18 protein-coding genes are annotated in these 23851 nt (G+C 69.9%); 12 read left to right on the top strand and 6 right to left on the bottom strand.

All coding sequences use genetic code 11. From position 1 onward, the window contains the following. Positions 1–202: 202 nt before the first annotated feature. The gene (locus tag AB3X10_RS08785) at positions 203–751 is read left to right on the top strand and encodes a cupin domain-containing protein (protein WP_369980806.1); all 549 of its coding nucleotides are present in this window, start codon (positions 203–205) and stop codon (positions 749–751) included. An 88-nt stretch (positions 752–839) separates the two neighbouring features. After that, entirely contained in the window at positions 840–2342 is a 1503-nt protein-coding gene (locus AB3X10_RS08790; RefSeq protein WP_369980807.1) for an aldehyde dehydrogenase, read from the top strand. Between the two features lie 115 nt (positions 2343–2457). Here AB3X10_RS08790 and AB3X10_RS08795 read toward each other — a convergent pair whose 3' ends face one another. From AB3X10_RS08795 to AB3X10_RS08805, 3 genes are all read right to left on the bottom strand, one after another. Further along, complete coding sequence (locus AB3X10_RS08795) at positions 2458–2979, bottom strand: DUF1203 domain-containing protein (RefSeq protein ID WP_369980808.1); 522 nt, start codon at positions 2977–2979, stop codon at positions 2458–2460. 228 nt (positions 2980–3207) lie between these two features. Beyond that, positions 3208–3798, bottom strand: coding sequence for a hypothetical protein (locus AB3X10_RS08800; protein WP_369981738.1), 591 nt, complete (start codon positions 3796–3798; stop codon positions 3208–3210). A 250-nt stretch (positions 3799–4048) separates the two neighbouring features. Continuing rightward, on the bottom strand, positions 4049–5122 hold the full coding sequence (locus AB3X10_RS08805; protein ID WP_369980809.1) for a substrate-binding domain-containing protein: 1074 nt from the start codon (positions 5120–5122) through the stop codon (positions 4049–4051). Between the two features lie 188 nt (positions 5123–5310). On the opposite strand from AB3X10_RS08805, the gene AB3X10_RS08810 reads away from it, so the two are divergent. From AB3X10_RS08810 to AB3X10_RS08830, 5 genes are all read left to right on the top strand, one after another. Then, entirely contained in the window at positions 5311–6993 is a 1683-nt protein-coding gene (locus AB3X10_RS08810) for an OFA family MFS transporter (protein ID WP_369980811.1), read from the top strand. A 23-nt stretch (positions 6994–7016) separates the two neighbouring features. Continuing rightward, entirely contained in the window at positions 7017–7856 is an 840-nt protein-coding gene (gene fdhD / locus AB3X10_RS08815) for a formate dehydrogenase accessory sulfurtransferase FdhD (protein WP_369980813.1), read from the top strand. Next, a complete protein-coding gene (locus AB3X10_RS08820; RefSeq protein ID WP_369980815.1) occupies positions 7853–10201 on the top strand; it encodes an FdhF/YdeP family oxidoreductase in 2349 nt (782 codons plus the stop codon). Before fdhD ends, AB3X10_RS08820 begins: the two co-directional genes overlap by 4 nt. Next, positions 10191–10439 carry a hypothetical protein gene (locus AB3X10_RS08825; RefSeq protein ID WP_369980817.1) on the top strand — a complete coding sequence of 83 codons (249 nt, stop codon included), beginning with the start codon at positions 10191–10193 and terminating at the stop codon, positions 10437–10439. Before AB3X10_RS08820 ends, AB3X10_RS08825 begins: the two co-directional genes overlap by 11 nt. A 73-nt stretch (positions 10440–10512) precedes the next feature. Continuing rightward, the gene (locus AB3X10_RS08830) at positions 10513–11793 is read left to right on the top strand and encodes an MFS transporter (protein WP_369980819.1); all 1281 of its coding nucleotides are present in this window, start codon (positions 10513–10515) and stop codon (positions 11791–11793) included. Between the two features lie 10 nt (positions 11794–11803). On the opposite strand, the gene AB3X10_RS08835 is transcribed toward AB3X10_RS08830, so the two are convergent. The 3 genes from AB3X10_RS08835 to AB3X10_RS08845 form a co-directional block, all read right to left on the bottom strand. Next, complete coding sequence (locus tag AB3X10_RS08835) at positions 11804–13108, bottom strand: diguanylate cyclase (protein ID WP_369980821.1); 1305 nt, start codon at positions 13106–13108, stop codon at positions 11804–11806. Positions 13109–13202: 94 nt separating this feature from the next. Then, the gene (locus AB3X10_RS08840; protein WP_369980824.1) at positions 13203–14510 is read right to left on the bottom strand and encodes an NAD(P)/FAD-dependent oxidoreductase; all 1308 of its coding nucleotides are present in this window, start codon (positions 14508–14510) and stop codon (positions 13203–13205) included. A gap of 99 nt (positions 14511–14609) precedes the next feature. Further along, positions 14610–15989, bottom strand: a complete 1380-nt coding sequence (locus tag AB3X10_RS08845) for a glutamine synthetase family protein (protein ID WP_369980826.1) — start codon at positions 15987–15989, stop codon at positions 14610–14612. 268 nt (positions 15990–16257) lie between these two features. Between AB3X10_RS08845 and AB3X10_RS08850 the strand changes: the two genes are divergently transcribed. From AB3X10_RS08850 to AB3X10_RS08870, 5 genes are all read left to right on the top strand, one after another. After that, positions 16258–17013, top strand: a complete 756-nt coding sequence (locus AB3X10_RS08850; protein WP_369980828.1) for a gamma-glutamyl-gamma-aminobutyrate hydrolase family protein — start codon at positions 16258–16260, stop codon at positions 17011–17013. A gap of 13 nt (positions 17014–17026) precedes the next feature. Continuing rightward, a complete protein-coding gene (locus tag AB3X10_RS08855) occupies positions 17027–18409 on the top strand; it encodes a glutamine synthetase family protein (protein WP_369980830.1) in 1383 nt (460 codons plus the stop codon). 976 nt (positions 18410–19385) lie between these two features. Further along, positions 19386–20750, top strand: coding sequence for an aspartate aminotransferase family protein (locus AB3X10_RS08860; RefSeq protein ID WP_369980832.1), 1365 nt, complete (start codon positions 19386–19388; stop codon positions 20748–20750). A 98-nt stretch (positions 20751–20848) separates the two neighbouring features. Further along, positions 20849–21973, top strand: coding sequence for a polyamine ABC transporter substrate-binding protein (locus AB3X10_RS08865; protein ID WP_369980834.1), 1125 nt, complete (start codon positions 20849–20851; stop codon positions 21971–21973). A 160-nt stretch (positions 21974–22133) separates the two neighbouring features. After that, positions 22134–23261 (top strand): extracellular solute-binding protein, encoded by a 1128-nt coding sequence (locus tag AB3X10_RS08870; RefSeq protein WP_369980836.1) that lies wholly within the window; start codon positions 22134–22136, stop codon positions 23259–23261. Positions 23262–23851 lie beyond the last annotated feature (590 nt).

The following is a 23851-nucleotide window of genomic DNA, read 5'->3' on the forward strand; positions in this document are numbered from 1 at the left end:
AGGGGTGTTGAAAAAACTTTACACCAACCCGGCCTGCGGTGGCGGGGTGCCCGCTCCAGGGCAGCACGCCCTGAAACCACATCGCGATACCCCCGCCCTGGGCCGGCGTATCGGGCGCACGGCGCGGCGCGCGGCAAATTGACCGCCGGGACCGGGTGTGTAAAGTATCCGGCAACACCGTCCAGGCTTTCCTCATCACGCGATGGATATCGGCGCCCGCCTGCACCGGGTTCGCACCGCCCACGGGCTGAGCCAGCGCGAGCTGGCCAAGCGGGTGGGCGTGACCAACAGCACCATCTCGCTGATCGAGCAGAACAAGGTCAGCCCCTCGGTGAGTTCGCTGAAGAAGGTGCTGGACGGCATCCCGATCTCGCTGGCCGATTTCTTCACCCAGGACCTGGACATCGGGCCGGCCGATGCGCCGTTCTATGGCGTCGACGAGCTGCCCGACGTGGGCAGCGACGGCATCCACTACTACCTGGTCGGCGGCCATCGTCCGCAGCGGCAGATGTGCATCCTGCGCGAGGTGATGCCGCCGGGCAGCGACACCGGCACCGCGATGCTGGTGCACGAAGGCGAGGAGGGCGGGGTGGTGGTGGCTGGCGAGGTGGAGATCACCGTCGGCGCGCAGGTGCGCGTGCTGCGGGCCGGCGAGGGATACTATTTCGAGAGCCGGGTGCCGCACCGGTTCCGCAACGTCGGCAGCGAGGCGGTGGTGATCGTCAGCGCCAATACCCCGGCCACGTTCTGAGCCCCGCCCGCGCCGCGGCGCGGGCTTCCGCTCCGCCGCAGCCGCACGACCCGCAGATCCGTTCCTTCCTCCCGACCCGGAGTTTCCGATGACCGCACCCCGCACCCGCGATGCATGGCAGGCGATGGCCGACGCGCTGCAGCTGCGCACCCAGTCCTTCATCGACGGCCGCTACGTCGATGCGGCCAGCGGCAAGACCTTCGACTGCATCAGCCCGATCGACGGCCGCGTGCTCGGCCAGGTCGCCGAGGGCGGGGCCGAGGACATCGAACGCGCGGTCGCCGCGGCGCGGCGCAGCTTCGATGCCGGGCACTGGTCGCAGGCCAAGCCGGCGCAGCGCAAGAAGACCCTGCTGAAGCTGGCGCAGCTGGTCGAGCAGCATGCCGACGAACTGGCGCTGCTGGAATCGCTGGACATGGGCAAGCCGGTGCGCGACGCGCGCAGCGTGGACGTGGCCGCCACGGTGCGCTGCCTGGCCTGGACCGGCGAGGCGCTGGACAAGCTCTACGGCGAAGTGGCGCCGACCGGGCAGGACGAACTGGGCCTGATCACGCGCGAGCCGCTGGGCGTGGTCGGCGCGATCGTGCCGTGGAATTTCCCGCTGCTGATGGCCGCGTGGAAGATCGCCCCGGCGCTGGCGGCGGGCAATTCGGTGGTGCTCAAGCCCTCGGAGAAATCGCCGCTGAGCGCGCTGCGCCTGGCCGAACTGGTGGCCGAGGCCGGCATTCCCGACGGCGTGTTCAACGTGGTGCCCGGGTTCGGCAGGAGCGCCGGCGAGCCGCTGGCCCTGCACATGGACGTGGACGGGCTGGTGTTCACCGGCTCCACCGCGGTCGGCAAGCGCCTGCTGCAGTGCGCCGGGCTGTCGAACATGAAACGCGCGTACATGGAGTGCGGCGGCAAGAGCCCGAACCTGGTGTTCGCCGACGCGCCGGACCTGGAACAGGCGGCGCAGGCCGCGGCCGGCGCGATCTTCTACAACCAGGGCGAGGTCTGCACCGCCGCGTCGCGGCTGCTGGTGGAGCGCTCGATCAAGGATGAGTTCGTGGCCCGCGTGGTCGCCGCCGGGCGCACGCTGCAGCCGCGGCATCCGTTCGACGACGATGCGGCGATGGGCGCGCTGGTGGACGAGGCGCAGACCAACCGCGTGCTCGACTACATCGCGCGCGGCAACGAGGAAGGCGCGCGGCTGCTGCTCGGCGGCACGCGCGTGGAGGTGGTCGCCGGCGGTTGCTACGTGGAGCCGACCATCTTCGACGAGGTCGGCCACGAGCACACCATCGCCCGCGAGGAGATCTTCGGCCCGGTGCTGTCGGTGATCGCCTTCGACGACGAAGCGCACGCGCTGCGCATGGCCAACGACAGCGACTACGGCCTGGCCGCGGGCGTGTGGACCCGCGACATCGGCCGCGCGCACCGGGTGGCGCGCAAGCTGCGCGCCGGCAGCGTATGGGTCAACTACTGGGACGGCGGCGACATGACCGCCCCGTTCGGCGGCTACAAGCAATCGGGCAACGGCCGCGACAAGTCGCTGCATGCGTTCGACAAGTACACCGAGATGAAGGCGACCTGGATCAATCTGGCGGTTTGAGCCGGGATTCGGGATTGGGGATTGGGGATTCGCAAGTGCGCAGCACTGCGCTGTTCTGTAGGAGGGGCTGCGGCCCCGACGCTTTACTGGTCACGCGTCGGGGCTGAAGCCCCTCCTACAGGAAGCGCGGGTCGCATCCCGAATCCCGAATCCCCAATCCCGGCTCAAAAACCCGCTCCACAAGGCAGGCGAAACAGCCCTGGCGCGCATTGTGCAGATGCAGGTAGCGCACGCGCGGATCGGCGAAGGCCTGCTCGATCGCCATGGCCACCGTTTCGCCGGCATGCACGTCGGCGGCGACCATCATGTCGGCCGCATCGTAGCCGCGCAGCGAGATCAGGCGCCGGCGGATCGCGGCGGGTACCTGGTCCGGCAGCGCCGCCGCGGCCTGCGCGTGGCGGCGCACGTAGATCGGCCCGGCGGCGCGGTACGGCGTGTCCGCCGGCTGGTGCCGGTAGTGCAGCAGCAACAGTTCCTCGCCGGGCCGCGCATCCTCCAGGCTGACCCGGCATGGGAAGCCCGGCGACTGGTCGGCGTGGACGCGGCGCGCGCCGTGCGCGTGCAGCTGCGCATCGTCGAGGTCGAACAGCGGCGCGAATGGCGCGGCGGGCAGGCCGATGCAGACGAAGCTGGACATGTGCGCTCCAGGAGACGATCGAGCGCGCAGCATGCCCGCCGCCGCGGCCGCATGCTGGCCGGATCCGGACACGGCAGCGGCGGCCGGTGGCGGTGAAAGGGCACCGGCGTCGCATCGCCGCACGCGAGCGCCTCGATCAGGCATGCCACCGGGTGCAGCCGACGCCGTCGTTGCGTTGGGCTGGGTATCGCCGCTGTGCGGGCAGGGCGCGTGCGGGTTGCGCGCGACTCAGTCCGGCACGTAGTCGGCAAAGGTGACCGGATGTTTGGGATCGGCGGCGTCCACCTTGTCCGTGGTCTTCGTCAGCGCATCGGCGTCCGGCGCCGGATCCGAATTCAGCTGCCAGCTCTGCCGGATCCGCTTGTGGAACACCCAGGTCTTGCGCTCGGGCACGTAGCGGAAGGTAATGAAGTAGGTCCAGTGCTGGCCGCAGGAGACGCCGTTCTGCACGGTGAAGTAGCGGCCCTTGGCCGCGAACGGATCGTCGCTGTCGGTGAAGGGGTCGCACTGGCCGCCATCGTCGCGCTTGAGCACCACGTGGTCGTTGCGCGCGGCCAGCCGGTAGTGGCCATCGGCCTGCTGCACGAAGATCAGCAGCGGCCGAGCCGGCGCCGGCTCGCGCTCGGCTTCGCCGCGTTGCTGCAGCGCCACCAGGTAGTCGGCGCGGCCGTCCCCGTCCAGGTCGGCGCGCAGCTGTTCCAGCGGCAGGTAGCCGGCCGGCAACTGGCGCAGCACGTCGGCGGGCAGGTCGGCGGCGCGTGCGCCGTGCGTGGCGAGCAGCAGGAGGCCGGCGGCGGCGACGCGGAACGGCATGGGCATTGGCATGGGAACGTTTCGGCTGCGAAAGGGCGCAAAGCCTAACCGACGCGACAGGCAAAAGGCGGATTGCGCCGCCGTCGCGCCGGTGCGCGCCGTCGTTTCCTGCGCGGATTCGCCGAAGCGTCCTGATTCCGAACAGGCGTGGTCGACAAAAGCCCCGGGACCGAAGCCCCTCCCACAAGGAGCACCGAACAGTCCAGGCTCAGCCGCCCAGTCGCCTGCTTCCCAATCCCGAATCCCCAATCCCGGCTCACAACAACCCGGCAAACGCCTCCGCCAGGCCCTGCACGCGCCCGCAGTCGTGCGCGTCGTAGCCGGGCAGCAAGCCGAGTTCGTGCTGGAACGTCTCGCTGCGCAGCAGGTCCACGATCGGGGCCAGCTGGCCGCTGTCCAGCGCGTCGCGACGGCACAGCAGGAAGTAGCGCTCGCTGACGATCGGGATGAAGTCCAGGCCGTAGCGCCGCGCCGGCGGTTCCAGGCCGAAGCCGGCATCGGCCTGGCCGCTGGCGACGTAGGCGGCGACCGCGGCATGGGTCAGTTCTTCCATGTGCGGGCCATGCAGGCCGCCGGGCGACAGGCCCTGGCGCGCCAGCAGGCATTCCAGCAGCAGGCGCGTGCCCGAGCCGGGCTGGCGCTGGATGAAGCGCACGTCGTCCCGCAACAGGTCGGGCAGGGCGTGGATGCGCTTGGGATTGCCCGGCGCCAGCACCAGGCCCTGGGTGCGCGTGGCCAGGTGCAGCACGCAGTCGCCGTGCGGATCGAGCCGGTCGCGGTAATGGCCGAGCAGCTCGTGCTCCAGTTCGCCGATCGGCAGGTGCAGGCTGGCCAGGTCGCAGGCGCCGTCGCGCAGCGCGGCCAGGGCGTCGTCCGGGCTGCGGTACTTCAGTTCCAGCGGCGCGCCGGCCAGGACCATGCAGCGGCGCAGCGTCTCCACCCCGAAGCCGTGCGAGGCGTGCAGGCGCAGCGGCGCCGCTTCCTGCCGGAACACCCGCTCCAGCTCGGTCTCCAGTTCGCTGGCCAGGCTTTCCAGGGTCGGCGCCAGGCGCGCGGCGATGCGCTGCTCGGCCCACACCAGGCGTTCGCCGATCGGCGCCAGCTGCGCGCCGCGGCCGCGGGTGGCGCGCAGCAGCGGCTGCCCGAACAGACGCCGCGCCTCGCGCAGGGTGCCCCAGGCATAGCGGTAGGACAGCCCGGTCTGGCGGCAGGCCGCGGCCAGCGAGCCGGTGCCGCGGATCGCCAGCAGCAGTTCCACCAGCCGCGGCGGCAGCCGCTGTCCGTCCTCGGTGCGCAGTTCCCACTGCGGCTGGATCGTCACCTTGTACATGCGGGGTGCGGCTCGCAATCGGCTTTCTACAGCCGATTATTAGACCATCCGACGCTCGGCGCCATGGCGCTTTCGTACTACGCTCGCCGCGCGCCTTCGCGCCGGCCATGCCGCCGCCGAGGCCGTGCCGTGGACAGGCAATATGCGCTCCATCACATAAAGACGCCGATGCACCTGAGGGGAACCGAATGAGCAACTCGAGCAGCGCGGCCAGCGCCGCGCACACCGCCTCCGCCGGCCTGTTGTCGAAGGAACGCATCGTCGCCGGGCCGGGCTTCAACCGTTGGCTGGTGCCGCCGGCCGCGCTGGCGATCCATCTGTGCATCGGCATGGCCTACGGCTTCAGCGTGTTCTGGCTGCCGCTGTCCAAGGCGCTGGGGATCACCGAGGCGGTGGCATGTCCGCCCGACATGGGCTTCCTGGCGCGGATCGTGTCGGCCAGCTGCGACTGGAAGATCAGCGAACTGCAGTGGATGTACACGCTGTTCTTCGTGCTGCTGGGCTGCTCGGCGGCGCTGTGGGGCGGCTGGCTGGAACGCGCCGGCCCGCGCAAGGCCGGCGTGGTCTCGGCGCTGTGCTGGTGCGGCGGGCTGGTGATCTCGGCGCTGGGCATCCATCTGCACCAGATCTGGATGCTGTGGCTGGGCTCGGGCGTGATCGGCGGCATCGGCCTGGGGCTTGGCTACATCTCGCCGGTGTCGACCCTGATCAAGTGGTTCCCGGACCGCCGCGGCATGGCCACCGGCATGGCGATCATGGGCTTCGGCGGCGGCGCGATGATCGGCAGCCCGCTGGCCGATGCGCTGATGCGCCATTTCGCCGGCCCCGACTCGGTCGGGGTGAAGGAGACCTTCCTGGTCATGGCGGCGCTGTATTTCGTGTTCATGATGGCCGGCGCGTTCGGCTACCGGGTGCCGCCGAGCGGCTGGACCCCCGCCGGCTGGACCGCCCCGGCGGCCAGCGCCAACGCGATGATCACCGCCCACCACGTGCACGTGAAGAAGGTCTGGGGCATCCCGCAGTTCTGGTTGCTGTGGGGCGTGCTGTGCCTGAACGTGTCGGCCGGCATCGGCGTGATCGGCATGGCCTCGCCGATGCTGCAGGAGGTGTTCGGCGGCCGCCTGATCGGCGTGGACGCCGGCTTCGGCAGCCTGGACACCGCGCAGCTGGCGGCCATCGCCGCCATCGCCGCCGGCTTCACCGGCCTGCTCAGCCTGTTCAACATCGGCGGCCGCTTCTTCTGGGCCAGCATGTCCGACAAGCTCGGCCGCAAGCACACCTACACGGTGTTCTTCGTGCTCGGCATCGCCCTGTACGCGGCGGCGCCGTGGGCCGGCAAGGTCGGCGGCAGCGCGCTGTTCGTCGGCATCTTCTGCGTGATCCTGTCGATGTACGGCGGCGGCTTCGCCACCATCCCGGCCTACCTGGCCGACCTGTTCGGCACGCAGATGGTCGGCGCCATCCACGGCCGCCTGCTGACCGCCTGGGCCACCGCCGGCATCCTCGGCCCGGTGGTGGTCGGCTACATGCGCGAGTACCAGCTGGGCGTGGGCGTGCCGCCGTCACAGGTGTACAACACCACGATGTACATCCTGGCGGGCATGCTGGTGCTGGGCCTGATCTGCAACCTGCTGGTGCGGCCGGTGGCGGCCAGGCACTTCATGACCGCGCAGGAGCTGGCCGCGGAGAAGCAGCTGGCGCACGAGAAGGTCGGCAGCAACGGCCAGTCGGCGCTGGATGCGGCGCAGCTGGCGCAGGTCGGCCATGGCGGCAATCCGCTGCTGGTGGCGCTGGCCTGGCTGGCGGTCGGGGTGCCGATGCTGTGGGGCATCTGGGTCACCCTGCAGAAGGCGTTCGTGCTGTTCCACTGAATTTGCGGAAGGGAGGCGTCACCATGTACTCGCGTGCGTCTTCCCGGCCCGGCGCCGTCGCGCGCGGCGTGCGCCGCCATCGCGACGGGCGCACCGAGCTCACCCAGGACCTGGTGGCGGCCGAGGTGCCGGTGGCGTTCGCCTACAACGGCGAGCCGTTCGTGGTGATGATGGCCACCCCGGAGGACCTGCACGACTTCGCGCTGGGCTTCTCGCTCAGCGAGGGCATCGTCGAGGCGCCGGCGCAGTTGCGCATCCTCGGCGTGGAGACCTTCCTGGAAGGCGTCTCGCTGCAACTGCAGATCCCGCCCGCGCATGCCGCGGCCTTGCAGGCGCGGCGGCGCAACCTGCAGGGCCGCAGCGGCTGCGGGGTGTGCGGCAGCGAATCGATCGAGGCGGTGCTGCGCGCGCCGCGGCCGCTGCCGGCCGGCAGCGCGATCGCGCCGGCGGCGCTGGCCCGCGCCCTGCGCGAGCTGCGCCAGCAGCAACCGCTCAACGCGCTCACCGGCGCCACCCATGCCGCAGGATGGGCCGACGCCGACGGATGCGTGCGGCTGGCGCGCGAGGACGTCGGCCGGCACAACGCGCTGGACAAGCTGATCGGCGCGCTGGCCACGGCCGGGCTGGACCCGGCCAGCGGCTTCGCCGTGGTCACCAGCCGCGCCAGCTACGAGATGGCGATGAAGGCCGCGCAGGCCGGCATCCCGCTGCTGGCGGCCATTTCCGCACCCACCGCGCTGGCGATCGCGCTGGCCGACAGCGCCGGCCTGACCCTGATCGGTTTCGCCCGCGACCACGACTACGTCGTCTACAGCCATCCGCAGCGCCTGTATCAGGCCGAGCACGCCGGAGAGCCCGCATGAGCAAGAAGACCATCCAACCCTATACGCAGCCGGCCGGCGGCTGGGGCGCGTTGCGCGCCGTCGCCAAGCACCTGATGCAGCAGGACGTGGCGGTGCAGGGGGCCAAGACCCTGTTGCACGCCAACCAGCCCGACGGCTTCGACTGCCCCGGCTGCGCCTGGCCCGACCGCGACCACACCTCGACCTTCGAGTTCTGCGAGAACGGCGCGAAGGCGGTGGCCGCCGAGGCCACCGCGCGCCGCGCCACCCCGGCGCTGTTCGCGCAGTACAGCGTGGCGCAGCTGGCCAAGTACAGCGACTACTGGCTGGAAGGGCAGGGCCGGCTGACCCATCCGCTGCGCTACGACAGCGCCAGCGACCACTACGTGCCGGTGGGCTGGGACGAGGCGTTCGCGCTGATCGCGGGCCATCTCAACGGCCTGGCCTCGCCGGACGAGGCGATCTTCTACACCTCCGGGCGCACCAGCAACGAGGCCGCGTTCCTGTACCAGCTGTTCGTGCGCGAGTTCGGCACCAACAATTTCCCCGACTGCTCGAACATGTGCCACGAGCCGTCCGGCACCGCGCTGAGGTCGCAGATCGGGGTCGGCAAGGGCACCGTGTCGCTGCACGACTTCGAACTGGCCGATGCGATCTTCATCTTCGGCCAGAACCCCGGCACCAACCATCCGCGCATGCTCGGCGAACTGCGCCAGGCGGCCAAGCGCGGCGCGGCGATCGTGTCGTTCAATCCGCTGCGCGAGCGCGGCCTGGAGAAGTTCGCCGATCCGCAGGACAAGCTGCAGATGCTGCACAACGGTTCGACGCGGATCTCGTCGGACTACTTCCAGCTCAAGATCGGCGGCGACCTGGCCGCGGTCAAGGGCATCATCAAGCACGTGCTGGAGCGCGATGCCGAGGCGGCGCGCGAGGCGCGGCCGCGGCTGCTGGACCTGGACTTCATCACCCAGCACACCGCCAACTTCGACGCCTTCGCCGCGGAGGTGATCGCCGAGCCGTGGGCCACCATCGTCGAGGAGTCGGGGCTGGGCGAGGCCGAGCTGCGCCATGCCGGCGAGATCTACCTGAAATCGGAGCGGCTGATCGCCTGCTGGGGCATGGGCATCACCCAGCACAAGCATTCGGTGGCGACGATCCACATGATCGCCAACCTGCTGCTGCTGCGCGGCCACCTCGGCCGCCCCGGCGCCGGCGCCTGCCCGGTGCGCGGCCACAGCAACGTGCAGGGCGACCGCACGATGATGATCTACGAGCAGCCGCCGGCCGCGTTCCTGGACCGCCTGAAGACGGTGTTCGGCTTCGAGCCGCCGCGCGCGCCCGGCTTCGACACCGTCGGCGCGATCGAGGCCATGCTGGACGGCCGCGCCAGGACCTTCTTCGGCATGGGCGGCAACTTCGCCACCGCCACCCCCGACACCGAGGCCACGCACCGCGCGCTGCGCCGCTGCGACCTCACCGTGCACGTGACCACCAAGCTCAACCGCAGCCACCTGGTGCACGGCCGCGACGCGCTGATCCTGCCGTGCCTGGGCCGCACCGAGATCGACATCCAGGAGGGCGGGCCGCAGAGCGTCAGCGTCGAGGACTCGATGAGCATGGTGCACCTGTCGGCCGGCATCAACCCGCCGGCCTCGGCGGAGCTGCTGTCGGAGCCGGCGATCGTCGCGCGCCTGGCCGAGGCCACGCTCGGCGCGCGCAGCGCGATCCGCTGGCGTTGGCTGGTCGCCGACTACGACCGCATCCGCGACCTGATCGCGCAGGTGTTCGAGGACTTCGCCGACTTCAACGCGCGGGTGCGCGTGCCCGGCGGCTTCCGCCTGTCCAACAGCGCGCGCGACCGCGTGTGGACGACGCCGGAAGGCCGCGCGGTGTTCAAGGTGCATGCGGTGCCGACCGACAACCCGATCCACCGCGCGCGCCGCCAGCGCCCCGGACAAGTGGTGTTCACCCTGGCCACCACGCGCTCGCACGACCAGTACAACACCACCATCTACGGCCTGGACGACCGCTACCGCGGCGTGTTCGGCGAGCGCCGGGTGTTGTTCATCAATGCCGCCGACATCGCCGACCTGGGCCTGCAGGCCGGCGCCTGGGTCGACCTGGAAAGCCTCGGCGAGGACGGCGTGCAGCGCCGGGCCAAGCGGTTCCTGCTGGTGGAATACAACATCCCGCGCGGCTGCCTGGCCGCCTACTACCCCGAGACCAACGGCCTGGTGCCGCTGTCCAGCTTCGCCGACGAGGCGCGCACGCCGACCTCCAAGTCGATCCCGGTGGTGGTGACCCCGCACCTGGCCGAGGCCGCCGACGCGGTGCCGCGCGACATCGGCGTGGCGCTTGTCCGCTGATCCGGCGCTGACCCGGGCGCTGCTCGAGGCGCTGGCGCCGGAACCGGAGGGCATCGCGCTGGCGCGCCTGTGCAAGCGCCTGGGCGTGCGCATGAGCGTGCTGCTGCGCACCCTGGCCTGGCTAGGCGAGGCCAATCTGGACGGACGTGCCGGGCCGGGCTGGATCCGGGTGGAGACGCGCGGCGAGCGCGAGGTGGCGGTGCTGACCGCCGCCGGGCGCGCGCAGCTGCCGCGCTGAGCGCGGCGACGCGGCGCTGCGGGGCCACGGCCGATCTGCCAGAATCGGCCGGCTTCCCGTCGATCCCGAGCCCATGACCGCTGCCGCGCTTCCCGTTTCGCCCGTCAATTCGCCGCGCCGCGTGCTGTTGGCCAGCCTGGTCGGCACCACCATCGAGTTCTTCGACTTCTACATCTACGCCACCGCCGCGGTGCTGGTGTTCCCGACCCTGTTCTTCCCGGCCGGCGACGCCGACGCGGCGCGGCTGCAGTCGCTGGCCACGTTCGCGGTGGCGTTCGTGGCGCGGCCGGTCGGCTCGGCGCTGTTCGGCCATTTCGGCGACCGCATCGGGCGCAAGGCCACGCTGGTGGCCGCGCTGCTGACGATGGGCCTGTCCACGGTGGTGATCGGGCTGCTGCCCAGCTACGCCAGCATCGGCATGTGGGCGCCGGCGCTGCTGGCGCTGTGCCGCTTCGGCCAGGGCCTGGGCCTGGGCGGCGAGTGGGGCGGGGCGGTGTTGCTGGCCACCGAGAACGCGCCGCCGGGCAAGCGCGCCTGGTACGGCATGTTCCCGCAACTGGGCGCGCCGCTGGGCTTCCTGCTGTCCTCCGGGATCTTCCTGCTGCTCGGTGCGGTGCTCGACGATGCGCAGTTCATGCGCTGGGGCTGGCGCATCCCGTTCGTGGCCAGCGCGCTGCTGGTGGTGACCGGGCTGTGGGTGCGCCTGCGCATCCACGAAACCCCGGATTTCCAGAAGGCGCTGGAGCGCAACGTGCGGGTGGCGTTGCCGATGTGGACGGTGCTGTCGCGGCATGCCGGCGCGCTGCTGCTCGGCACCTTCGGCGTGTTCGCGACCTTCATGCTGTTCTATCTGATGACGGTGTTCGCGCTGGGCTACGGCACCGCGGTGCTCGGCTACGGCCGCGAGCAGTTCCTGCTGCTGCAGATGGTCGGCATCCTGTTCTTCGCCGCCGGCATTCCGATATCGGCGCATTACGGCGACCGCTATGGCACGCACCGGATGATGATCGCGGCCGGCCTGCTCATCGTCCTGTTCGGGCTGGGCTTCGCGCCGCTGTTCGGCGCCGCGCATCCGTGGCAGCTGCTGGCGTTCCTGTCGCTGGGCTCGTTCTTCATGGGCCTGACCTACGGGCCCTGCGGCACCTTGCTGGCCGAGCTGTACCCGGTGCAGGTGCGTTATACCGGCGCCTCGATGTCGTTCAACCTGGCCGGCATCATCGGTGCGGCCCCGGCGCCGTACGTGGCCAGCTGGCTGGCCAAGCACTATGGCCTGCCGTGGGTCGGCTACTACCTCAGTGCCGGCGCGGCGCTGAGCCTGCTGGCCCTGCTGGTGATCGGCGCCAGGCGCCGCTGAGGCGCCGCGCTCAGGCGGCGTGCTCGACCCGGTTGCGGCCGCCGGCCTTGGCCAGGTACAGGTGCTTGTCGGCCTCGGCCAGCAGCGGGTGCAGTGCGTCGCGCCGTCCGTCGCTGGTGCACACGCCGATGCTGATGGTGATGCGCAGCGTCTGCTCGCCCACCTGCACCTTCAGCGCGTGGATGCGCTGGCGCAGGGTCTCGAAGTAGGCGCTGGCCGTTTGCGCATCCAGGCCCGGCACCAGCATGCAGAATTCCTCGCCGCCGAAGCGCGCCACCAGGTCCTGGGTCCGCGCGTGCGCGGCCACCGCGGCGGCCACCGCGCGCAGCGCCTCGTCGCCGGCCTCGTGGCCCCAGCTGTCGTTGATGTGCTTGAAGTGGTCGATGTCGAGCATCGCCACGCTGACCGTGTCGCTGCGCGCCAGCCATTGCGGCAGCAAGCGCTGGCTCTGTTCCAGGAAATGCCGGCGGTTGGGCAGGCCGGTGAGGAAGTCGCGGGTGGCCAGGTCCTGCAGCGTGCCGATCAGTTCCAGCTGGTCCACGTTCTGCGAGACGCGGCAGAAGAACTCCTCGCGCGAGAAGGGTTTGCGCAGGAAATCGTTGGCGCCGTTCTTGAGGAAGCGCGGCACCAGCGACGGGTCGCTGTTGCCGGACAGGCCGATCACCGCCAGCTTGTCGCGGGCGCGCATCGCGCGCAGCCGGCGGGTGAACTCCACCCCTTCCATGCCCGGCATTTCCTGGTCGACCACCGCCAGGCGGATCGCCGGATTGGCTTCCACCGCCTTCAGCCCGGCGGCGCCGTCGGCGGCCTCCACCACCTGGTAGCCGTACATCGCCAGCAGGCTCGCGGCGTAGGCGCGCGCCGACGGCGAATCGTCCACCACCAGCGCGGCGATGCTGCGGTTGCGCGCCAGCCGCTGCACCAGCCAGGCCAGGTAGTCGATGCTGCCGGGCGCGTTCTTCAGCACGAAGTCGACGATCTGCTGGGTCAGCACGCGCTTGCGCAGGCTTTCGTCGTAGACCCCGCTGACCACCACCGTCGGCAGGCCGCGGGCGACGAAGAAATCCACCACCGTGTCGCGGTCGCCGTCGGCCAACACCAGCCCGGTCAGGGCCAGGAACCAGGAGCCGCCGTCGTCCAGCGCGCGCGCCGCCTCGGCCAGGGTCGAGACCACGGTGACCGGCAGTTCCACCCGCTGCTCGATCGCCTCGCGCAGCAGCCCGGTGAACGTGCGCGAATTCTCCACCAGCAGGATGCGCTGCTGGGCAGCCCCGCTTTCGCTGGCGATCGGGTAGGCCGGCAACGGTTGCAGCATGCGAGCCGCGCAAGGCGTCCTTGGGGAGTAGATCCCAGGTAGCGGCCGCGGCGGCGGCAACTTTAGCCGTCGCGGTTGCGCCCGCGCCGTGCCGTCACCACAGCGCGTCGCGCAGCTTGTACCAGGACATCGCCGCCACCAGCAGCGGCGTGCGCAGCAGGCGCCCGCCGGGAAACGGCGCGTGCGGGATTTTCGCGAACAGGTCCAGGCGCTGCGCCTGCCCGGCGATGGCCGCGGCGATGACCTCGCCGGCCAGGCCGGTGGCGGCCACGCCGTGGCCGGAGAAGCCCTGCGCGAAATAGACGTTCGGGCTCAGCCGGCCCCAGTGCGGGGCGCGGTTGCGGGTGATGTCGACGTAGCCGCCCCACACGTAGTCCAGTTCGACCTCGCGCAGCTGCGGGAACACCCGGCGCATGCGCCGGGTCATGACCCCGCGCAGGCCCGGCGGCGGCAGCGACGAATAGCTGGCGCGGCCGCCGAACAGCAGGCGGTGGTCGCGGCTGAGGCGGAAGTAGTCCAGCGCCCAGTTCACGTCGGCCACCGCCATGTCGTTGCCGATCAGCTCGCGCGCCAGCGCCGCGCCCAGCGGCGCGCTGGCGCCTATGTAGGTGCCCACCGGCATGATCCGCGACTCCAGCTCCGGCGCGATGCCGCGCAGCCAGGCATTGCCGGCGAGCACCGCGAAATCGGCCTGGACCTCGCCGTGGGCGCCGCGCAGGATCGGCCGCGCGCCGCGCACCAGCGCGGTCACCGGCGACTGCTCGTAGATGCGCACGCCGGCGGCCAGCGCCGCGCGCGCCAGCCCGCGCGCGTACTCGAGCGGGTGCAGGTGGCCGCTGGCCGGATCGTACATCGCGCCCAGGTAGCGCTCGCTGCGCAGCTGCGTGCGCAACTGGTCGCGGTCCCACCACTGCAGCGGATAGTCGTAGCGCTGCGCCATCTCGACGATGCCGGCCTGCAGCGCGCGCACCTGGCGCGGCTTGATCGCCACGTGCGCATGGCCGTCGCGCCAGTCGCAGGCGATGGCATGGCGCTGGATGCGCTCGCGCAGCAGTCGCATGCCGTCGCGCGAGAAGTCGAACAGCAGCCGCGCGTCGGCCTGGCCGAGCAGCGTTTCCAGCGTGTGCTGCTCGCAGCCGTAGCCGACGATGGCCTGGCCGCCGTTGCGCCCGGACGCGCCCCAGCCGACCCGCTGCGCCTCCACGATCGCGACCTGGTAGCCGGCCTCGGCCAGCGCCAGCGCCGCGCTCAGCCCGGTATAGCCGGCTCCGAGGATGCACACGTCGGCCCGCACCTGCCCGCGCAACGGCGGCTGCGGCGGGAAAGGGTGGGCGCTGGCGGTGTACCAGGAAGTGTCGGGACTCGGGACTCGGGACTCGGGACTAGAGGAGGAGCGGGTCATGGCAGCGGGTTGCTGGGATGGGGAAACATGGGGTCAGCCTCCGGATGCGTGGCGTTTGCTTTTTCGAATCCCCAATCCCCAATGTCCAATCCCGGCCCCTCACACCGTACGCAGGTACCAGCGGTAATCCAGATCGCTCACCTGCGCGTGGAAATCCAGCATCTCGCGGCGCTTCTGCTGGCCGTAGACGTGGCGGAAGCGGGTACCGAAGCGGTCGGCCACGAAGTCGCTGGCGAGGAAGCCGGCGATCGCGCCGCGCCAGTCCGGATGGCGGATCTCGGTCTGCGCATAGGCGTTGCCCTGCACCGGCGGGCCGGGATCGAAGCGGTGCTGCAGGCCGTGCTCGATGCCGGCCAGCACCGCCGCGGCGACCAGGTAGGGATTGGCGTCGGCGCCGGCGATGCGGTGCTCGATGCGGGTGTTGGCCGGATCGCTGTGCGGCACCCGCATCGCCACCGTGCGGTTGTTGAAGCCCCAGCTGTCGTTGAGCGGCACGAACGCGTTGGCCACGAAGCGGCGGTAGCTGTTGGCGTGCGGGGCGAACAGCAGCAGGCAGTCGTCGGCGCTGCGCTGCAGGCCGCCGATGGCGTGGCGCAGCGCCTCGGCCGGCGCCTGCGGGGTGCCGGCGAAGACGTTGCCGCCGCTCTCGTCGAGCAGGCTCACGTGCAGGTGCAGGCCGCTGCCCGATTGCGCGGCGAACGGCTTGGCCATGAAGCTGGCGAGCAGGCCCTGCTGCTGCGCGGTCGCCTTGATCGCGCGCTTGAGCATCAGCGCATCGTCGCAGGCGGCGAGCGCGTCGTCGCGGTGCTTGAGGTTGATCTCGAACTGGCCGGGCGCGTACTCGGCGACCGCGGTATCGGCGGGGATGCCCTGCGCGCGGCAGGCCTGCGCGACCGCGTCGGTGAAGCCGCGCTGGTCGTCCAGTTCCTGCATGTAGTAGACCTGGGTGCTGTCGTTGCGCTGGCCGGTGTGCGCCTGCAGCGGCGGCTGCGGCCGGCCGTCGGCGTCGGCACGCGGATCGAACAGGTAGAACTCCAGTTCCACCGCGATCACCGGGGTCAGCCCGCGCGCGCGCAGCCGCGCCAGCACCCGCGCCAGCACCTCGCGCGGGGCGAAGTCCAGCGGGTCGCCTGCCTCGTCGCGCATCGCCAGCAGCAGCTGCGCCGACGGCACCGGCGCCCACGGCACCGGCTGCAGCGTGCCGGGCACCGGGAAGCACAGCCGGTCCTCGTCGCCGATGTCGTAGCCCAGGCCGGTCTCCTCGACCGTGTTGCCGGTGATGTCGGTGGCGATCAGCGACATCGGCAGGCACACCCCGTCGCGATAGACCTTGTCCAGCGCGTCGCGGGTGATGCGCTTGCCGCGCAGCAGGCCGTTGCTGTCCGGCAGCAGCAGGTCGATCTGTTCGCAGCCGGGGATGCGTTGCAGGGCCTGGGCGGCGTCCGGGGGCAGGAGCGGAGCGTCGTGGGTGCGGGTCATGGCGGCGGCCTGCGGGAGTGTGCCGAGCTTAACAGAGCCGGCTCTGCGTCAAGAATACTCAACACGGTGGCCTGCCTGGTCTGGCGATGCGGCGGCTGGCGGCGGCATGCGCTTGCCGCTGCACTGCGTTCCTGCGCTGCAATAGGCCGTGTCGCAGCGCTTGCCGGCGGCGCCGGCGGGCACCGGCCGGCACCGGCATGCCGCCGCCTCGTGTTGTAAAAATCAAACGCCCGGGGTAAGTTGCGACGACGCCACACGAGCTCTTCGCATGGCCGTATCGCCCCTGGTCGGCCTGCCGACCGATCGCAAGCTCATCGGCCAGCATCCGTTCCTGGTTGCCGGAGAGAAGTATCTGCGCGCCGCGGTCGATGGTGCCGGGGTGACCCCGGTGCTGCTGCCGTCGCTGCAGCCGCCGGTCGCGCCGCGCGACTGGCTGGCGCGGCTGGACGGCCTGCTGCTGACCGGGGCGGTCAGCAACATCGAACCGCACCACTACGGCGACGAGCCCAGCTGGCTCGGCAATCCGCACGATCCGGCGCGCGACCTCACCACCCTGGACCTGATCCCGCAGGCGATCTCGCTCGGCATGCCGATCCTGGCGATCTGCCGCGGCTTCCAGGAAATCAACGTCGCCCTGGGCGGCACCCTGCACCAGAAGGTGCATGCGGTGCCCGGGCTGTCCGATCATCGCGAAGACACCCAGGCACCGCTGGACCTGCAGTACGCGCCAGTGCACGAGGTGATCCTGAGCGAGGGCGGCTGGCTGGCGGAGATCGCCGGCAGGCAGCGCGTGCGGGTCAATTCGCTGCACGGGCAGGGCGTGGCCCGGCTCGGCGGCGACCTGGTCGTGGAGGCGCTGGCGCCGGACGGGCTGATCGAGGCGTTCCGCGGCGTCGGCCCCGGCTTCCTGCTCGGCGTACAGTGGCACCCGGAATGGCGCGTGCTCGACGACCCGTTCTACCTGGGCATCTTCCAATCCTTCGGCGATGCCTGTCGCCACTACGCGGCTCGCCGCAAACACTGAATCGACATTTCCCATGGCCAGCCGACCGCGTTCCCGCAAGAACACCCCCGAACAGCAGGAAAGCTCGCTGCGGCGCTGGTTGAAGGACCGCCACATCACCGAGGTGGAGTGCCTGGTGCCGGACATCACCGGCAACGCGCGCGGCAAGATCATTCCCGCGGCCAAGTTCTCCCACGACTACGGCACGCGCCTGCCCGAGGGCATCTTCGCCACCACCGTCACCGGCGAGTATCCCGACGACTACTACGACCTGACTTCGCCGTCGGATTCGGACATGCAGCTGCGCCCGGACCCGGACACGGTGCGGATGGTGCCCTGGGCCACCGACCCGACCGCGCAGGTGATCCACGACTGCTACACCAAGGACGGCCAGCCGCACGACCTGGCGCCGCGCAACGTGCTGCGCGGCGTGCTCGAGGCGTACGCCGCGATCGGCTTCAAGCCGGTGGTGGCGCCGGAACTGGAATTCTTCCTGGTGCAGAAGAACACCGACCCGGATTTCCCGCTGCTGCCGCCGGCCGGGCGCTCGGGGCGGCCGGAGACGGCGCGGCAGTCGTACTCGATCGACGCGGTCAACGAGTTCGACCCGATCCTGGACCTGATGTACGACTACTGCGATGCGATGGAACTGGACGTGGACACCTTGATCCACGAATCCGGCGCGGCGCAGCTGGAGGTCAACTTCACCCATTCCGACGCGCTGTCGCGCGCCGACCAGGTGTTCCTGTTCAAGCGCACCATGCGCGAGGCGGCGATGCGTCACGGCGTATACGCCACGTTCCTGGCCAAGCCGATGGAGAACGAGCCGGGCAGCGCGATGCACATCCACCAGAGCCTGGTCGACAAGCACGGCAAGAACGTGTTCAGCGGCCGCCGCGCCGGCGAGTACAGCCGCACCTTCGCGCACTACCTGGCCGGGCTGCAGAAGTACGTGCCGATGGCGATGGCGGTGCTGGCGCCGAACGTCAACTCCTACCGCCGGCTGATGTTCGGCGAGGTGTCGCCGAGCAACGTGCTGTGGGGCTTCGACAACCGCACCTGCGGGCTGCGGGTGCCGATCGACACGATCGAGAACATGCGGGTGGAAAGCCGCTTCGCCGGCTCCGACGCCAATCCGTACCTGGCGATGGCGGCGACGCTGGCCTGCGGCCTGCTGGGCATCCGCGAGAAGCTGGAGCCGACCGCGCCGATCAGCGGCAACGGCAAGGAGATGGGCTATCAGTTGCCGCGCTCGCTGGGCGAGGCGCTGGACGAGTTGGAGCGCTGCATGCCGCTGCAGGAGTTGCTGGGACCGCGTTTCGTGCGCGCCTACATCTCGGTCAAGCGCAAGGAATACGAGACCTTCTTCCGGGTGATCAGTTCGTGGGAGCGGGAGTTCCTGTTGTTGAACGTGTGAGCCTGCCATCGATGGTGATGGTGATGGCGATGGCGGATCAGGCAGGGTGCAGTCACTAGCTGTTGTTGTTGCTGTTGAATTCGCCGTTGCCGTTGCTTTTGATTTGCCGGGTTCCCTTCCGTAGCGGCGAACCAGGCGGGAAAAACCCGAAGGGCGGCGCACAGGGATGTGCGCCGTCCGCGGCAGGGGCAGGGCTCGCCGGAAAAAGGCGAAGCACTGCTTCGCCCCGGCGAGCGGGCTGGCGCCGCGAGGCGACTGCCCCGGACTTGGCCGCGTAGCGGACAAGCCCCTTCCGCGGATCCCGTCTGGTTCGCGGACCCGGAGCGCGCAGCGCGGAGGGCGCGCAGGCAGGGCGCGCTTTCTTTTGGTTACTTTTCTTTGCGCGAGCAAAGAAAAGTAACTCGCCGCAAGGCGAAAGCTTTGCTCCTGCTCCTGCATTTGCTTCATGTTGTTGCTCAAGGGTTACGGGCGGAGGCAAAAACAAAGGCTAGAGGCAAAGGCTTTCGCGCTTTGGCGCGAGTCACTTTTCTTTGCTCGTGCAAAGAAAAGTAACCAAAAGAAAGCACGCCCTGCCGAGCGCCTTCCGCGCTGCGCGCTCCAGGTCCGCGTCCACGACGGGGATTCGCGGAAGGGGCATCCTGCCCCTGCCGCGAACGGCGCACATCCATGTGCGCCGCCCCTGCGGGGTTTTTCCCCGCCATGGCCGCCGCTCGGAAGGGAACCCGGTAAGTCAAAAGCAACGGCAACGGCAACCGCAAAGACAACAGCCAAAGCAACAGCCAAAGCAACAGCGACAGCCAAGCAACAGCCAAGCGACAGCGACAGCCAAGCAACGGCAACGGCAACGGCCAAAGCAACGGCGACAGCCAAGGCAACGGCAAAGAGCCGGGGCGAGAGCGAACGCAGCAGCAACAGGCAAAACGACGGTGGCAACGACAGCAACAGCAACAGGCACAGCAACGAGCATGGAGTGGACATGGATCGGATAGAGACGCGGACCCTGCAGGACCTGGATGCGGCGCATCACCTGCACCCGTTCAACGACAACGCCGCGCTGGCCCAGAAAGGCACGCGCATCCTCACCCGTGGCGACGGCGCCTACGTCTGGGATGCCGACGGCAACAAGCTGCTCGACGCCTTCGCCGGGCTGTGGTGCGTCAACGTCGGCTACGGGCGCAAGGAACTCGGCCAGGCCGCCGCGCGGCAGATGGAACAGCTGGCGTACTACAACAGCTTCTTCCAGTGCACCACCGAACCCACCATCCGCCTGGCCGCCAAACTCGCCGAACTGACCCCCGGCGACCTCGACCATGCCTTCTTCACCAACTCCGGCTCCGAGGCCAACGACACCATCCTGCGCCTGGTGCGGCACTTCTGGGCGGTGCAGGACCAGCCGCAGAAGACCATCTTCATCGGCCGCCACGACGGCTACCACGGCACCACCATGGCCGGCGCCAGCCTCGGAGGCATGAAGGGCATGCACCGCCAGGGCGGCCTGCCGATCCCCGACATCCACCACATCGACCCGCCCTACGGCTTCGGCGACGGCGGCGACCTGGACCCGGAGGAATACGGCCTGCTTGCCGCGCGCCGGCTGGAGGACAAGATCCTGGAGCTGGGGCCGCAGCGCGTGGCCGCGTTCATCGGCGAGCCGATCATGGGCGCGATCGGCGTCTACATCCCGCCGCGCAGCTACTGGCCGGAGATCGAGCGCATCTGCCGCCGCTACGACGTGCTGCTGGTCGCCGACGAGGTGATCTGCGGCTTCGGCCGCACCGGCGAATGGTTCGGCGCGCAGCACTTCGGTTTCCAGCCGGACGTGATGACCATCGCCAAGGGCATCACCTCCGGCTACATCCCGCTCGGCGCGGCCATGTTCGGCAAGCGCGTGGCCACGGTGCTGAAGGAGCAGGGCGGCGAGCTGGCGCACGGTTGCACCTATTCGGGGCATCCGGTGTGCGCGGCGGTGGCGCTGGAGAACCTGCGCCTGCTGCAGGACGAGGGCATCGTCGAACGCGCGCGCCGCGAGATCGCGCCGTACCTGGCGCAGCGCTGGGCCGAGCTGGGCGAGCACCGGCTGGTCGGCGAGGCGCGCATCGTCGGCATGATCGGTGCGCTGGAACTGGTGCCGGACAAGCCGCGCCGGCAGTATTTCCCCGACCGCGGCAAGGTCGGCGCGCTGTGCCGCGACCATGCGCTGCGCCGCGGCCTGATCCTGCGCGCGACCAACGATGCGATGCTGCTGTCACCGCCGCTGATCCTCAGCCGCGCCCAGGTCGACGAGCTGTTCGACAAGGCCTGGCTGGCGCTGGAGGACACCGCGCAGGCGCTGGGCAAATAGGCCGGCGCTGGTTAGTCTGGATGTGTCGTCTTGAGTCGGCCGCGCGACGCCGCGGCGTGTATCTTCCGATCTTCCCCATGGACCTGCGGAGACCTGCAATGAAGCTGCGAATGCTCACCCTTTCCCTTTCCGCGGCGCTGCTCGCCTCCTGTGGCGGTTCCGGCGGCGGCGAGGGCGGCAAGCCCGCGGCGGGCGAGGACCAGGTCCTCAACGTCTACAACTATTCGGACTACATCGCCGAGAACACCGTGCCCGCGTTCGAGAAGGCCAGCGGGGTCAAGGTCACCTACGACGTGTTCGACAGCGACGAGATGGTCGAGACCAAGCTGCTGGCCGGCGGCAGCGGCTACGACGTGGTGGTGCCGACGCTGAACTTCTTCGGCCGGCAGATCCAGGCCGGCGTGTTCCTGCCGCTGGACAAGAGCAAGATCCCGAACCTGGCCAACCTGGACCCGGAGATCATGCAGCGCATCGCGCAGCAGGATCCGGGCAACAAGTACGGCGTGCCGTACATGGTCGGCACCACCGGCATCGGCTACAACGTGGACAAGGTCAAGGCCGCGTTCGGCAGCACCGACATCGCCAACAGCTGGGACCTGGTGTTCAAGCCGGAGAACATCGCCAAGCTCAAGGACTGCGGCGTCACCATCCTCGACACGCCGTCGGACCTGATCCCGATCGCGCTGCACTACCAGGGCGAGGATCCGCACACCACCGACAGCGCCAAGATCGAGAAGGCCGCCGCGCTGATCAAGACCATCCGCCCGTACGTGCAGAACTTCCACTCCTCGCAGTACGTGACCTCGCTGGCCAACGGCAGCACCTGCCTGGCGGTGGGCTGGTCCGGCGACATCATCCAGGCGCGCGACCGCGCCGAGGAGGCCAAGAACGGCGTGAAAGTGGCCTATTCGATCCCCAAGGAAGGCGCGCCGCAGTGGTTCGACATGCTGGCGATCCCGAAGGACGCCAAGCATCCGGAGAACGCCTACAAGTTCATCAACTACCTGTTGACCCCGGACGTGGCCGCGGCCAACAGCAACTTCATCCACTACGCCAATCCGGTGCCGAAGGCGACGCCGCTGGTGGATGCGGCGATCCGCAACGATCCGACCATCTACCCGCCGCCGGAGGTGGCGGCGAAGATGTTCACCTATTCGATCAACCCGCCCGAGGTGGACAAGCTGTACACCCGCCTGTGGACGGAGATCAAGACCGGCCGCTGAGCCGGTCGCGTCCGTGGTCCATGGCGCGGCGCGGCGGCGCGGCGCCTGCACGCAGTACGGCCGCGCAGCGCGCGGCCGCCAAAGGGGAGGACCACCGGGACGCCCGCCAGCGCGGCGTCCCGCCAACCGCTGCCCGCAACGGGCGGCATGGGAGACGACGATGAAGCGGCGAGCGATAGCGGTGATGGGGGCGGTGCTGTGCCTGGCGGGCTGCGGCGGATCGGGCCGGCAGGACGGCGCGGCGGCGGCGGGCGGCGGCGATGCCAAGCAATTGAACGTGTACAACTGGTCGGACTACATCGCCGAAGGCACCGTGCCCGGCTTCGAGCGGCACAGCGGCGTCCACGTCACCTACGACGTGTTCGACAGCAACGAGGTGCTGGAAGCCAAGCTGCTGGCCGGGGGCAGCGGCTACGACGTGGTGGTGCCGTCGCTGAGTTTCCTCGGCCGGCAGATCCAGGCCGGCGTGTTCCTGCCGCTGGACAAGAGCAAGATCCCCAACCTGGCCAATCTGGACCCGGCGATGATGCAGCGCATCGCCCAGCAGGATCCGGGCAACACCTACGCGGTGCCGTACCTGTGGGGCACCACCGGCATCGGCTACAACGTCGACAAGATCCAGGCCGCGTTCGGCACCACCGACGTGGTCGACAGCTGGGACCTGGTGTTCAAGCCGGAGAACCTGGCCAAGCTCAAGGACTGCGGCGTGACCTTCCTGGACACCGCCTCGGAGATCGTGCCGACCGTGCTGCACTACCTGGGCGAGGACCCGAACAGCACCGACCCGAAGGTGATCGAGAAGGCCGCGGCCAAGCTCAAGGAAATCCGCCCCTACATCCAGAACTTCCACTCCTCGCAGTACATCGATGCGCTGGCCAAGGGCAGCACCTGCCTGGTGGTGGGCTGGTCGGGCGACATCCTGCAGGCGCGCGACCGCGCCGAGGAGGCCAAGAACGGCGTGCACATCGCCTACTCGATCCCGAAGGAAGGCGCGCTGCAGTTCTTCGACATGCTGGCGATCCCGAAAGACGCCAAGCATCCGGAGAGCGCCTACCAGTTCATCAACTACCTGCTGACCCCGGAAGTGGCCGCGGCCAACACCAACTTCGTCAGCTATCCGAACGCGGTGCCCAAGTCGCTGCCGCTGATCGACGCGGCGATCAGCGGCGACCGCACCATCTACCCGCCGGCCGAGGTGCAGGCCAAGCTGTTCGCGCTGGCGGTGATGCCGCCGGAGGTGGACCGCCAGTACACGCGGCTGTGGACCGAACTGAAGACCGGACGCTGAGCGGCGCCGCAGCAGACGATTCCCCTCTCCCGGCGGGAGAGGGGCAGGGGTGAGGGTACGGCGGCGCAGGGGAGTGGAAGGCACGCAGGAGCACGCCGTTGCCGTCCGCAAGTCCGCGCGGTTGGATGGCGCGGCGGTTTGCCGTACCCCCATCCGCCCTTCGGGCACCTTCCTCCGCAGGGGGGAAGGGAGCAGCGCTTTTGCAACCGTCCAATCGTGCCGAGCAGCGAACGCCGCCATGATTCCCCTCTCCCGGCGAGAGAGGGGCAGGGGTGAGGGTACGGCGAGGCTGGGGAGTGGAAGGCACGCAGAAGCACGCCGTCGCCATCCGCAAGTCCGCGCGGTTGGATGGCGCGGCGGTTTGCCGTACCCCCATCCGCCCTTCGGGCACCTTCCCCCGCAGGGGGGAAGGGAGCAGCGCTTTTGCAACCGTCCAATCGTGCCGCGCAGCGAACGCCGCCATGATTCCCCTCTCCCCACGGGAGAGGGGCAGGGGTGAGGGTACGGCGCAGGCGGAAAGTTCGAACAGCACGCCATACCCGGTGCGCCAGGCTGCAAGCCATCGGCCGCCGCGAAGGCGAGGGGAGAGG

This window comes from Xanthomonas sp. DAR 80977 (genome assembly GCF_041240605.1).
GTDB lineage: Bacteria > Pseudomonadota > Gammaproteobacteria > Xanthomonadales > Xanthomonadaceae > Xanthomonas_A > Xanthomonas_A bundabergensis.